Below are 13308 nucleotides of genomic sequence, written 5' to 3'. Positions count from 1 at the left end.
CAGCGCTGAGAGAACTCCGGGCTGATGGCGTATCCACGGCAGAAGAACTCGAGCGCCTGATCGCCCTCGGCGCGCGGCAGAGAGATGTCGACCAAGAATTAGGGGTTCAGCAGTTTCAAGGCCCGCATCACGAGGTTTCCACCGGTGACTCGGGCCTCCGTCCCCATTCAGCCCAGGAACCTTCGTAGACCCGGACGTCTTCACGACCCAGCAGATAGGTCAGCGCGAACCACGCCGTGCAGGCTCGGATACCGATAGTGCAGTACGGGATCACCTCGCGAGCGCCTGCGGGGTCTATCGGCGCAAATATCTCCCGCAATTCTTCGACGTTTCGGAACGCCCCGCCGTCGTCGCGCAAGGCGTCGATCGACAAGTGAACAGCCGAGGGAATGTGGCCGGCGCGACCTCCTGGTTCGAGTCCACCCGACGGCCAGAACCGCTCGCCCCGGAATTCAAGATCACTGCGCACATCCAGAATCGTGACCGAGGGGTCATCAATCGCGCTCTGCACCCGCGTCCGGTCGGCGCGGAGCCGTTCATCCTGGCCGGGCAGACGGTAGTCGGTCGTAGCCGGTGCGGGCACCTCCGTGGTCCACGGACGTCCGGCCTCTTGCCACGTGTCTCGAGAGCAGTCGAGAACGCGAACGTCGGTATGGCCGTAGAGCTTCATGAGCCAGAAGCCCATTGCCGGTCCATAGCCATAGAAGACCACTGTTGAGTCCGGGGCAATCCCGGAACCGGCGATCAGCTTTTGGACAGCGGCCGTATCGACGAGCTGGTAGTTGCCGTCCTTCAGGTCCCGGTAGACGTTCCACAGCACAGCACCCTCAATGTGCCCGCGGTCATAAGACGTCGCATTCACGTCGATCTCAATCAGGCGAAGCCCTGGATCGTGCAGATGCTCCTCAAGCCATGGCGCATCGACGAGGACATCGCCCCCTGCATCGCCCGTATCGTACATCTCCGGACCTCCTGAAATGCGTCAGGGAACGGGACGCAGCCCGCTCTTCGCTGAGAATCCGCACATTACTCCGCTTCCGGTCCATCCGGTACGGGCAGCGGCAATGACGGTGGCTGCCGGGCTGCAACTATGTGACCAGCGGGACCGGCGGCGGGCTCTCCCGCCCCGTCAAGGGCTCATCTGGCTCTGAATTACTCTCGCGCTGCTGCGTGGACCTGCTTGACGGGTTTTGTGGCGGGCATGCCGATGACGGCGACGACGGTGAGCACGGCGGCGATCAAGACGGCCAGGAAGACGGCGGAGGAGGCCGCGACGACTGTTTGGGGGTCCGTCTCGCCGTGCAGAGTGCCGGCGTAGACAGCGTTCGCTATCGCCCCGAAAACGGCGACGCCGATGGAGCTGCCGATCGACCGCGCGAACAGGTTGGTGCCGGTGACCACACCGCGCTCGTTCCATTCGACGCTCGATTGGGCGGCGATCAGTGTCGGGGTCGCGACGAGCCCGAGACCCAGCCCGACGATGAAGCAACTGCCCGCGACAAGCGCAACGCTGGGGACGGAGGCGGTGAGGGCAAGGACTGCTGTGCCGATGACGGTGACCGTGATGCCGATCAGGGCCGTGTTCCGGAACCCGATCCGAAGATACAGGCGGCCCGATTGGGACGCACTGATCGGCCAGCCGATCGTCAGCGCCGCGAGGGCGAGCCCGGCCAGGATCGGGGAGGTGGAGAGTGCTCCTTCGAGGAACGTGGGAACGTAAGAGGTGAGGCCAAGCATGACCGCTCCGACGCCGAAGGCGATCATCGCCGTCGTCGCCAGCAGCCGCCGGGACACCACCCACGGCGGCAGGACCGGCTCCGCCGCCCTCCGTTCAACCAGGAGGAACGCGGCGAAAAAGAGGGCGCCACCCGCGAAGACTGCAATGCTGATGGCGGAATCCCAGGCCCAGGCCTGGCCGCCCTCGAGGGCCCCGAGAATGAGCAGGGTGAGAGAAACGGTGAGCAGCCCCGCCCCCAGATAGTCGACCCGGTGTTTCACGCTCTCAATATTTTCGTGGAACGACCGGACCAGCATCCACCCTGCCACCAGGCACAGCGGGATGTTCACGAGGAAGATGCCACGCCAGATGCCCAGTGCGGCAAACACGCCGCCGAGCGTCGGGCCAACCACCGAGGAAACTGCCCACACGCTCGCAAGGTAGCCCTGCACTTTTGCCCGCTCTGCCAGCGTGTAGATATCGCCGGCGATGGTGATGGCCATCGGCTGGACCGCTCCCGCGCCCAGGCCCTGCACCACGCGGAAGGCGATGAGGACCGGCATGCTCCAGGCAACGCCGCACAGGATCGAGCCGAGCAGGAACAGACCGATGCCGATGAGCATGATCGGCTTACGGCCGATGGTGTCGGAGAGCTTCGCGTAGACAGGTACTGACACGGCCTGCGCCAGCAGGTAGGCGGAGAACAGCCACGGGAACGACGCGAACCCGCCGATGTCTTGCACAATCGACGGCACGGCCGTCGCCACCACGGTCGCATCGATCGCCACCAGACCCGTGGAGAGCATCAGGGCAATGAGGACAGGTCCGCGTTTGGAGCGGAAGCCGACTCCGTCGGCAGTCGATGTCGTCATGTGATCTCGTTCCCATCCGCGTGCAGGGCGCGTTGCGCGCAGAACCGGTTCCGGCCCCGACTGCATAACCGCACCCTTCACCGAATTAGTCCCCGACGCCCCTCATAACGCTCCCGACCGGACCGCTCAAGAGGCTCGCCGACGTCGAGAAAGCGGCGGTGATCAAGCGAACGACGGCGGGACTTTGAGTTCTAGCGGTAGTTGCAACACTCCGTGCGGGCGGCCTCACGTTCCGAAGCGACATCGTCAAAGGCCCAGGCGGTCAGCAGATCCTGCTGGAGGACCCGTCCGGCAATGTGGTCGAGATATTCCAACCCGCAGGCACCTAAACACCGCGGGCCGGATGAACTCTGCTGCCAGGCAGACGACGGCGAGACATCCTGCCTCTGCCCTCGGCGCGTCACCGGAAAATGCCAACGGCATAGGCGCACAGTAAGAATATGAAATCACTACAAAGCGATGAAGTCGTCGCCGTACGTGGCGTCCTCACCGATACACACCCGGTCGATTTCCATGCCCTTGGGCTGACCGGCGCAATTGACCGTCTGACCCTCCCCCTCCGCAAACGCGGCATCGTGGTGCATCTGGAGACTCCGCAACACCGGATGGAAGTGGACCGACAGTCCGCAACTCTTCTGTACCGGGCGGCGCAGGAGCTCCTCAGCAATGTCTATAAGTTCGCTCAGGCATCAGTTGTCACGGTCCGGCTCAGCTGCGTCTCCCACGGCATGACCCACGGCATTCAGCTCAAAGTGACCGACGACGGCGGTGGTTTCGACGCACCGGCAGCCATGATTGGCCGGCACACCGGCATGGGGCTACGCCTTATGCGCCTGGCGGTGGACCTTGCTGGCGGAGAGGTGATGATCGATTCGTCCGCCGCCGCAGGAACCCGTGTGACCATAACGCTGCCCCTGGACTAGCGCCGGCCCGGAGGCCGCAGTGGCATGAACCTCGACCCTCCTCTTGTCCGTGAGAAGCGTCACAAATAAATACGGCCGCAGCCGGGAGTGAGCCGCAGGCAGGTAAAGTTATCTGTTCGTAACATTACCTGACTGAAATGTGTTTGAAGATGCCTGCAGACTCCGCTAACGAAGACAAGCCGAAACAGCTCCTCGGGCTAAGCGGCACCCAGACTATTGGCTCGGCGTTGGCCGCGGTGACCTCTGCCTTCGTGGGGTCCTTCCTCGGCGTCGCCGGGACCCTTATCGGCGCCGCACTCGGCTCTATCGTTGCCACGGTGGGCGCCGCTCTCTATGCCCGAACACTCAGCTCGGCCGCCGCCGTGGCATTGAGGAAAATGCCCCAGCGACGCGTGGGTGGACTGCCCGCTGACGACGGCGACGTGCTGGCCGCCAGCGCTCCGGCCGAGAGACCTCGAGCCAAACGGGTGAGGATGCAGTTCACCCCCAAGACCTGGATCAAGGTCGGGGCGGTCAGTGCTGCCGCATTCGTTATCGCGATGGTCGGTGTCACGGCAGTCGAATTCGGAACCAATAAGCCCCTCTCAAGCCTTGTCTCGTCGACGTCGAGCATCGACGGCCGTGCGGCCGGGCCCACGACGACGCTGGGCTCAGCGCTGAGCGGCACTCCGACCGTCCCGGACAAAACGGACGCATCCACCAAGGACGTGAAGGACGTGCCTGGGCAAGTCGCGCAAGTGCCGGGGCAAGTCCAGGAAGGCTCCAACAAAAAAGATGGCCTGACCACGGACGGTAGCCCCAGTGGCGCGGACAGCGGCTCGGCCGGAACCGCAGTGCCGGGAGCCGGCCAACCAAGCGTCACCATGCCGGCGGACGTCGTCCCCGAAACCGGCCAGAGCTCGAACCCCGCCCCCACGACCGAACCGACCCCGCAGCCCGAGGTGTCCTCGAGTTCGAAAACGGCCCAGCAGCCCGCACCGTGACGGCGAAGTGAGGGCGGGGCCGACAGGAACCTGATCCTTCGGGGCCGTGCTTAGGTTTGAACAGCCACCCGGCACCGGTCCACCTCGCCCGGGGCACCTAACCTGTTAGTGATGGTGGGCCAGGGCGGCTGTGTTGTCGCGGCTAACTCATCCGGCGGGGATTACCGAATTCTCAGCGGTCAGCCCCCGCCCTGGCCTTCGCGGGCCACTTCTTCCAGACTCCTGGCTGTCGGCGCTGCCGTCATCAGCTGCCCTAACACTCCGACGCCTACGGCCCGGCCGAACTTCACTACCTCGGCGCGAGATTGTGGTGCACCGCACCAAGGTAGTGAGCGGATGGATCGACGACGACGACTGTTCCGACGCGGACGCCCGCAGGATTGTGCAACTCGTCGCACACGAGAACGCCCACCGTGTGTACGTGCTCCCCTGGGCATCGGAGCATGGAGCACCGGAACATGGAGGGGCGATCTTATGCCGCGATGAACAGTGCCCAGCCAGGAAAGGGATCCACCGGTAATGGCGGCTCGGTCTCGCCGGGTCCGACGGCGCCGCCGGGTCCGACGGCACCGGCAAGTACGTCCGGCCATTCGGGCGGATCCGTTTCCCAATCGGGCGGTTCCAATTCCCGGTCGGGCGGTTCCGGCGCCGGGCCTTCACCGGCGTCCCCGAGGGACTGCGGCCAGTGTGGCGGTTCCCAGTCTTGTTGTTCGCTGGGATACGAGCGTCCCGCGGGTGAGATCCAGCCGGGTGGCTGGTCCCGGGTGGCGTCAACCGGCCTCCATGCTGTGGTGTGTCTGAGACGGTGGTGCCGCCGGCATGGCTGGCCCAGGTTGGTGATGCCGGTGCCGCCTCCCTCGGACCAGGCCAACACGTGATCCGCTTCGTTATCCAGAGAATGGTTATTGCAGCCTGGAAAAGGGCACCGGCCATCCCGAAGCCGCAACCATTGGCGCATCGCCTTCGGAACCCGGTAACTGGTCCGCCCGATCTCCAGCGGCGCTCCATTGCGCGGATCGGTCAGCACACGCAGGAACGATCCGGCCCCATCCCCCACAAGCCGACGGGCCATGGTCGGAGGAATGGGACCATACCCGTCCAGCGTGGCCGGTTCCGACGCGGCGCCTAAAAGAGACAGCGCCGGCACGGTCACCAGGACCTGCGCCTTGGGTGACGGAGTTCCTTCCGCCACCCCCGCCAGCAGCCAGTCAGCGGCGACGTCCGCACGGAGCTGCGTAAGGGTCCGGGATTCATTCGGCCCCTGCAGGGCACGCGCCGCCTCCGTGGCACGGGACCATACACCCACCGCCACATCAGCAGTCAGATAGGCCGAGAGCCAGGCCATGCCATCCCGGTCCGGCACATATTCCAGCCGCCGGTCCTCCTCACCCTTGCGGTGGCGCGCTTCGATGCTGACAGGATGGTGCAGCTCACGCCATCTGCGCGCTTTGGCCCGGAACCTGCCCGGAACTAGCTCCCCTGCCGGGCAGCCGCGCGCCGCAAAGTCAGCTTCGGGGTCCAGGAAATGAGCCTCCAAAGCAGCCCCCGCGGCGGGATCCAGCCCGGACGTTTCATCACACATCACCCGCGCGTGTTGCCAGGAAATGCTTCCTGCCTGCAGCGCAGACAGCGTGAGGGGCAACCTGGTGGTCAATATGGCTGACTCAGCCAGGAGCGCCGCCGCCGATCTTTCACTCACGGTCAGGACACAGGCCACCTCTGCTGTCACCGCCATTTCCTGGGCGGTGCGCTCCTGCGGGGAAACGGCCGGGGACGCCATGGCGGCGGCAGCGCGGGCATATCCGGCGGCGAAGTGCACTTTCAGCGCGGCAAGCCTGGCCTCCATGCGGCCTACCTCAGCCATGCCGTCCAGGCACGCGTCCGCTTCGTCCCGGAGAACGTCAGCGCCAGTCGAGGCCACGTTCCCGGCTCCGCGACCTGCGATAGCAGACATCGCGGCGAGGGAGGCCTCCATGGCCTCCATGGCCTCCAACGTCTCCGCAGCTGCTCTGCCTTCCACACTCACAGCATATGAGGAGGCACCGACATTAACGCCGGCGTCAGGGTTGCAGGCTAAGTCCGTCATCCAGGATCTGCCTGATCCCGAACCTTCCTACCCTGAACATCCGCGGATTATCGTCGGAGTTGCTCAGCATGGCGGTGGACAGGATGAGAGCCCACCCGCGGGCCCTCTTCCAGGTGTCCCCATCCACTGCGGAGCCAAAGGCGCCCATGAAGCGGCGGCGTGTGCCGGCGTCGAGCATCAGCCACCCCACCGCAAGATCGACAGCCGGGTCCCCTGCCCCGACGTCGCCGAAATCGATGACGCCGGCCAGGGAGCCGTTGTCCGCCAGCAGGATGTTGCCGGGGTGGAGGTCCCCGTGGAGCATCATCGCCGGACCATCCCAGGCTTTGGCGGCACAGGCCTGCGCCCACACTGCCCTCAGCGCGGCCGACTGCGGGTAGCGTTCGCGGTCCTCGAGCCGTTCCACCAGCACAGCGTCACGGTCTGTCAGCGGCACGCCCCGGAAAGGGTTGACCGGGACGCCCGTTTCGGCGGGCACGTGAAGGGACAGCAGGAAATCGGCCAGGCCTGTGGCCGCCGGTCCGCGGCCAGCCGGGCCGACGTCGGCCGCAGCGGTTCCGGGGACCCACCGCACGATGCTCCACGGCCACGGAAAGTCCGACGTCGGCCTGCCGGCATGGACGGGGACAGGAACCGCAACTGGGGAGCGGCGAGCTATGTCGGGAAGGTAGCGCTGCTCATGCAGTATCAGCGGAACGGCCTCCGCCCTGCGCGGCAGCCGGACGGCCAGGCCGTCACCGAGCCGGAAGGTCGCGTTGTCCCAGCCGTTCGCAACCCGCGCTATAGGACAATCGCCGAGGTCGGGCCGCTGGTCCCGGACGAGGCGCTGGACGACAGCGCTACTAACTTCCACCGTGGCCCGCGGCATTTCCGCCATTCAGAAACCCGCCTTCCTGGTGCCTGCAGTGCAATGCAGTCCGGTCCTTGTCCGAATATAGTTCACGACCCCCGAGCGGACGGGGAGCCGGACGAGGCCTGCGTCGAACACCGGACGCTCCAACCACGAGTACGCTCCGACCCCCGGCCGCCGCAGCCGCACGCTCACCGCCGACATGGAAGTATTCACTTATGACTATCGATAGTGATGACGCCAACCTCCCGGCGCAATTGGACTCCCACGGCCTAGACGACTCCACAGAAGTCAGCCGTAGCTGGGACCACATCGGGGCCATCGTTGTCGATGCCACCTTGCAGCGACGACAGAACTACCACGCGACCGTCAGGCCACGAGTTGTCGCCCTGATCGAGGCCTGGCCGGATGCCGCCACGACTAGTGGATTCCGGCGGCACCTCGATACCGGGACGCTTTCCGAAGTTATCGACTGGCCGTCCCCCGGCCGCCTCGCCCAAGTAGACGACATGACGCGCGTGTTGGAGAGCCAGGGCATCGAGACGGTGGCCGAACTCCGAGGAGCGCTTGGCGACGACGACAACAGGGCCGTTCTCCGCGAGGCTCTTGGCGCCGTGCGGCACGTCAGTCCCAAAACGCTGGATTACATTGACACCCTGAGCGGAGTGTCAACGGGCGGGGCTGTCGAAGAGTAAACCCGGGGTGGTCCAGCCTGCCGGCGTCGAGGACTCCCCTTGATCTGACGAAGGGCCTCACCTGTGCGTTGCAGATCGAGATGAGGCGCATGAGGGCGGGGACGTTGCCCGATGAGGACGCTGCCCCGCTCGCGTTACCGTCTGTTTTTAACGCTGCTGAGGCTGAACTGTATGCTCCTGTCCGGGCTGTCCTCGCTGAGCTTCAGGACCCGAACTTCTACGTCGTAACCCTCAATTACCGCAGAGGCAGAACACGCCTCGTACGTGCCCGTGACGTTTGACGGCAGCGGAGAAGTCTCGCAGTCGCCCTTCACTTTCGCACCGTTCATGGCTTCGTCACTGATGCGCTGCACGTCAGCAGGCGTTACTTTCCGTTCCGTCCGGTAGCTGCGCCACATGCTGTCACAGTCCACGTCGTAGCGGATGCAGAACGGTCCGCCCGTAATATTCTCCCCCTCCGCGTTCCATCCCGGAGCCGGGTGCATCCGGTCTGCGATCGCAACCATCGGTGCCGTCGCAATAACGTGAGTCACCTGAAGGATTGCAGGAATGCCAAAAATGGCTGCGAGCACGATGAGGACTACCTTCAGCCACGTCGGAAACCATCGCCTCTTGGGCTGCGGTGAGCTGCCAGAACGAATCTGCATGCCTTATTGTCGCCTCTGTTTGTGATTCGCAGGATTTTCCATTCCCGTGTCCGTTGAAGCGAGAGACTCCGAACTTATTCAGTGGCGTCCATGGACGATTGGTGGCGCCGGCCGGGAGGGTGCTGTAAACCGATCTCATGTTCTTCCGTCAACTTGAGTACATGGTGGCCCTGGACCGCGAGCGTCACTTCCTGCGGGCTGCCCAGTCCTGTTCGGTTTCCCAGCCGGCCTTGTCAGAGGGGATCCGGAAGCTGGAGGAGGAGCTGGACGTTCCCTTGATCCAGCGGGGCAACAAATTTGAGGGCCTGACAGCCGAAGGGCAACAGATTGTAGTCTGGGCCCGGAGGATCCTCGCGGACCGTGACGGACTGAAAGAGGAGATCGGCGCGATGCGCGCCGGGCTCAGCGGACGGCTGCGTTTTGGGTCCGTTCCGACCGCTTCGATCGCATTGTCCCTGCTCACAGCTCCATTTTGCGCTAAGCACCCGCTGGCGCGGGTGCAGGTTGTGTCTGACCTGAAATCCGAGGATGTTCTTCGAAGGCTGCAGAATTACGAGATCGATGCCGGCATCACCTACGTCCGGGATTCCATCCCTGGCGAGTTCCAGGTGGCCCACCTATACATGGAGAAGTACGTCCTGCTGACGGCCGCCGACACGGGGACTCGGGTCGAGTCGGCAACCTGGGCGGCTGCCGCTGCCCTTCCGCTCTGCCTGCTGGATCCAGTGATGCAGGGCAGACGGCGTCTCGATGACGTGTTTGCCGAGGTGGGTGTTATGCCGTCACCCCGGGTAGAAACCGACTCGGTGTCAGCGCTCTTCGCGCAAGTAACGACGGGGCCGTGGGCAACCGTAGTGCCGTCCGCCTGGCTTCACGTCTTTGGCGTCCCAGCCGGGATGTGCGCGTTGCCCCTGGTGGAGCCGGAGCGCGCCATACCCGTCGGACTTGTCACCCTCGCCGCGGAGCCGGGCTCCGTTATGGCCCGCGCCATGGCCGCCGTCAGCCGGGTGACGGACCTCACATTCCTGGAGCATCTCCCTCACGAGCAGGCGCCATAGACGCCGCCTATTGTGCGATCGTTTTTCCCTGTTTGATACCTATGATGCAGAGGCGGAAGGTGGATCTCAGGCGGCTACCGTCTCGGCCCGCCAGCCTTCCTACCATTGGAGATCCCGTGATAACCCAGAATCGAAATCCAACCATTTCAGGGAGTCACTCCGCCGCTTCCGGGACTGCTGAAACACGGCCGACAGGCCGCTACGCAGCATCCGGCCGTTACACCGACCTTGACACGCTCGTCCGGGGCGACGCCCGCCGCGCCGTCCGCCCGGGCAGCTACACCGACGTCGATACCCTCACCCGCCCGAAGTCCGACATCGTCCGCCCGGGCAGCTACACCGACGTCGATACCCTCACCCGCCCGAAGTCCGACATCGTCCGCCCGGGCAGCTACATCGACATGATGCTCCCCTAGGCCAGGTCTCCGGCCCCGGGCGTACCGGAAGCTACACAGAAACGGCGTGCAGCGCAGGCTAAAACGCCCGCAGCATGCTTCCCAATGGCGTCACCCAAGGACGTGTGGCGCAGCTGGCCGCTCCCCTCCATGCAGGAACGTATCCAATTGAAATGTCGCTCGGAGCGTGACTTGTAAGAGTCTTCACTGATTGCATAATTCTTGCATTTGACGGCACACAACGCCCCGCCCCCGTTTGGGGCGGGGCGTTGTGTGCCGTCGTACTCTAGGCTTCCACCACCGAATTAGGTGCGGAATTTGCTTCGATTGCCTCGGCAGCGGCGCGACGCCTCAACAGCAGCGTGAAGTACATTGCTGCCCCGGCACCAATCAGACCGATCACCGCCGTCACCACAAAGTAGAGGCTGTTTGCGCCCCCCACGTTGTCGCCGAAGTTCGTGTAGATCGCGCTGCTGATCTGTGGCAGGACGATGTCGGGCAAGTAGCCGAAGAAAGAGATGATCCCGATTGCGATACCTGTCACCGCCACCGGCACACGGCACTCATCGAGAATGGACCAGTACACGCCGCGTACCACGTACATCACCAGGCCGGCCGCCACAATCAGCACGTAAATTAGGCCAATCGGCGAACCGCCCGGCAGCACCGCGAGTGCAATCATTAGTGCGGCAGTGAGCGCCATTGCGAGCGTTAGCACCCTGGATCGACCGAACTTGTCGGCGAGGAATCCACCGCCGAATCCGCCGATCGGCCGCATCCACAAAACGATCACTGTTACGACGCCTGCGCCCACTTGTGATACTCCATGGTTCACGTTCAAGAAGCCCGAGAAGTAGTAGTGACCCCAGAACAGCGTGTACCCACAGAAGAGGATGACGATCATCACCCACACCTCGCGAATCTTCAGAATCTCCGCAATCGCGGCAAACGTCGACTTGACGTTTACCTTGCTCTGAGCGTCCGCCTTGATCTCCTTATCACGACCACCCGGCATGAGGAAGAACAATCCCACGGCGATCACGATGATCGCAATGCAGTACATGTAGACGACCGCCTGGAAGCCGGCGCGCGTTGCCGCTCCGTCGGCCGCACCCGGACCGGCGGCAAACGCAAACACCGTGACCGCGGCGCTTGCCAGAATCGCTTCTACCAGGCCGCGCCCTCCGTCGAGAGCACCAAAATAGCGGCCTTCTTCGTTCGCATCTGCGAGCAAGTTCACTGTCTTCAGAATCGCGCTCCAGAACGTGAAGACCGTCGCGAAACCCCAGATGAGGTAGATGTACACCAAGGAGGACTTGTCAGGAACTTGCGCGTACCACAGGCCCGTGCCGGCCGTCAGCAGCAACGAGAAGATGATGAGGAACTTGACGGGGAACCGGTCGGCCAACCATCCACTGGGCAGATACCCGATGACGAAAATGATGCCGAGCATCGAATACAGGTTGGCCAGCTCCGCCTGGTTCATGTCGAACGTGATGAGGATGGTCTTTTCGAAGTTCTGACGTAAATAGACCAACGGATAGATTGATCCCGCGGCGAGGATCAGAAGGACTAGCTCGAAAATCTTCCTTGATTGGGCGAGCTTGGGCATGTCGTCATACTCCTATTGTTCGGACAGAATGTTGTGAGTGCGTTCGAGGATGGCATCGGTCTCCGCAGAGATATCCGAATAGACCGCGCCGAGATTGCGGTATAGCTGCGCGCGAGCCGCGTTGGGCGTGAATCCGTCGGCTTCGTGCACCATTCTTGACGTGGCCTCATCGATGTCGCGGTAGATGCCGCACGCGACGGCCACACAAATCGCCGCGCCCAACCCGGCCGCATTGCGCACTTCATTGCGCACGACGGGCAAATTGAACATATCGGCGAAGATTTGCATCCCGACATCGCTGTTCGAACCACCACCGGAGATGACGAGCTTTTCGACCTGGATGCCGAGCTCGGTTTCCATGTCCGCCACGTTCTGTTTCATCCGGAACGAAATACCTTCCAGAATCGCACGGTACATATGTGCGTACCCGTGGCGTTCATCGAAGCCGATGAACATCCCTTTTTTGTGCGGCTGCGTTGGCGAGGCCAGCCAGTCGAGTACGCACATGAGGCCGTCGCACCCGGCCGGCACTTGAGCGGCGAGGGCATTTAGATGTTGCTCAGGAGTCACTCCTGCGGCTGAAGCTGCCTGCGCGATCTCGGTGCCGACGAGGTTTCGCAGCCACGTCACAGTCCACATTCCCCGTCGGATGCCGGCACTCTCGTACATGTAGCGCTTAGGCTCCGACGCGAAGTTTGTGAAATAGCTTTGTGGCTCCGCCACGAAGTCTTCGCCGATGACCATGCCAGCGATATACGTGCCGAGCGAGATAAGCCCGGTACTCTCGTCGCGCAGGCCCGCGCCGAGCGCCTCGGTTGCCTTGTCGTTTGCGGTGTGCACGACAGGAAGGCCAGCGGGGATCCCGGTCTCGGCGGCGAACGCGTCTGTAACATATCCGCCGATCTCCCCCGGCATCTGCAGTTTGTAGAGCATGTTGTGCGGCACGTTGAATGAATCGAAGGTTTCCTGGTCGGCGAACCAGTCCCATGTGTTCACATCCATGGGCCAGGGACCGATGTAGTTCGCCGCGGTGTCCGTGCGGTTTCCTGTCAGCCGTCCCATCAGATAACCCGACGTGGTCGTCACATACGCGACTTCGTCGTTCGTGTGCTCGTACGGGCGTGACAGACGATGGTCCATCCAGCTCTGCACGGGTTCGGCGAGGGTGCCGTCTGCACGCACCAAGGCGCGGCAGCACCGAATCGTGCACAGCCCCACCCCGACGATGTCGGCTACGTCGCCGGTGAAGGCTGCGAGTGCCCGGCGCGCCGCAGCCACGATCGTTTCATAAAGGTCGTCGTCAGGGTGTTCGGCCGTGCCGGGCTTGGGGGTGTTCATCGGTGCCAAAGCTTCAGCAGCCTCGCTTACGATCCGACCCTCTGTATCGAAAATGAGCACCTTCGAGCTCTGCGAGCCGCCGTCTATACCCACGATGTACTTCTTTGTCATCTGTTAGTCGCTATCCTCCGG

The 13308-nt window shown here is 63.6% G+C and carries 12 protein-coding genes; 5 read left to right on the top strand and 7 right to left on the bottom strand.

What is annotated here, in order from left to right; genetic code table 11:
* Window positions 1–127 precede the first annotated feature (127 nt).
* Window positions 128–961 carry a sulfurtransferase gene (locus tag ACVWZ7_RS13640; RefSeq protein ID WP_456508165.1) on the bottom strand — a complete coding sequence of 278 codons (834 nt, stop codon included), beginning with the start codon at window positions 959–961 and terminating at the stop codon, window positions 128–130.
* A 191-nt stretch (window positions 962–1152) separates the two neighbouring features.
* Window positions 1153–2589, bottom strand: a complete 1437-nt coding sequence (locus tag ACVWZ7_RS13635; protein WP_456508164.1) for an MFS transporter — start codon at window positions 2587–2589, stop codon at window positions 1153–1155.
* Window positions 2590–3029: 440 nt separating this feature from the next.
* Between ACVWZ7_RS13635 and ACVWZ7_RS13630 the strand changes: the two genes are divergently transcribed.
* Both ACVWZ7_RS13630 and ACVWZ7_RS13625 read left to right on the top strand, forming a co-directional pair.
* Window positions 3030–3512, top strand: coding sequence for a sensor histidine kinase (locus tag ACVWZ7_RS13630; RefSeq protein ID WP_456508163.1), 483 nt, complete (start codon window positions 3030–3032; stop codon window positions 3510–3512).
* A 149-nt stretch (window positions 3513–3661) separates the two neighbouring features.
* On the top strand, window positions 3662–4495 hold the full coding sequence (locus ACVWZ7_RS13625) for a hypothetical protein (RefSeq protein ID WP_456508162.1): 834 nt from the start codon (window positions 3662–3664) through the stop codon (window positions 4493–4495).
* Between the two features lie 472 nt (window positions 4496–4967).
* On the opposite strand, the gene ACVWZ7_RS13620 is transcribed toward ACVWZ7_RS13625, so the two are convergent.
* A complete protein-coding gene (locus ACVWZ7_RS13620) occupies window positions 4968–6470 on the bottom strand; it encodes a DUF222 domain-containing protein (RefSeq protein WP_456509113.1) in 1503 nt (500 codons plus the stop codon).
* Between the two features lie 85 nt (window positions 6471–6555).
* Window positions 6556–7458 (bottom strand): aminoglycoside phosphotransferase family protein, encoded by a 903-nt coding sequence (locus ACVWZ7_RS13615; RefSeq protein ID WP_456508161.1) that lies wholly within the window; start codon window positions 7456–7458, stop codon window positions 6556–6558.
* A 191-nt stretch (window positions 7459–7649) separates the two neighbouring features.
* Here ACVWZ7_RS13615 and ACVWZ7_RS13610 point away from each other — a divergent pair, with 191 nt between their 5' ends.
* Window positions 7650–8126, top strand: a complete 477-nt coding sequence (locus tag ACVWZ7_RS13610) for a hypothetical protein (protein WP_456508160.1) — start codon at window positions 7650–7652, stop codon at window positions 8124–8126.
* 134 nt (window positions 8127–8260) lie between these two features.
* Here the strand turns inward: ACVWZ7_RS13610 and ACVWZ7_RS13605 are convergent, their stop codons facing one another.
* On the bottom strand, window positions 8261–8773 hold the full coding sequence (locus ACVWZ7_RS13605; protein WP_456508159.1) for a hypothetical protein: 513 nt from the start codon (window positions 8771–8773) through the stop codon (window positions 8261–8263).
* A 137-nt stretch (window positions 8774–8910) separates the two neighbouring features.
* On the opposite strand from ACVWZ7_RS13605, the gene ACVWZ7_RS13600 reads away from it, so the two are divergent.
* Both ACVWZ7_RS13600 and ACVWZ7_RS13595 read left to right on the top strand, forming a co-directional pair.
* A complete protein-coding gene (locus ACVWZ7_RS13600) occupies window positions 8911–9831 on the top strand; it encodes a LysR family transcriptional regulator (protein ID WP_456508158.1) in 921 nt (306 codons plus the stop codon).
* Between the two features lie 116 nt (window positions 9832–9947).
* Window positions 9948–10247, top strand: coding sequence for a hypothetical protein (locus tag ACVWZ7_RS13595; protein ID WP_456508157.1), 300 nt, complete (start codon window positions 9948–9950; stop codon window positions 10245–10247).
* Between the two features lie 265 nt (window positions 10248–10512).
* Here the strand turns inward: ACVWZ7_RS13595 and ACVWZ7_RS13590 are convergent, their stop codons facing one another.
* Window positions 10513–11838 (bottom strand): MFS transporter, encoded by a 1326-nt coding sequence (locus tag ACVWZ7_RS13590; protein WP_456508156.1) that lies wholly within the window; start codon window positions 11836–11838, stop codon window positions 10513–10515.
* Between the two features lie 12 nt (window positions 11839–11850).
* Entirely contained in the window at window positions 11851–13287 is a 1437-nt protein-coding gene (locus tag ACVWZ7_RS13585) for an FGGY-family carbohydrate kinase (protein ID WP_456508155.1), read from the bottom strand.
* Between the last annotated feature and the right edge of the window lie 21 nt (window positions 13288–13308).

The sequence above is a fragment of the Arthrobacter sp. TE12232 genome (genome assembly GCF_054062615.1).
This window is presented reverse-complemented; position numbering and strand designations above follow the sequence as displayed.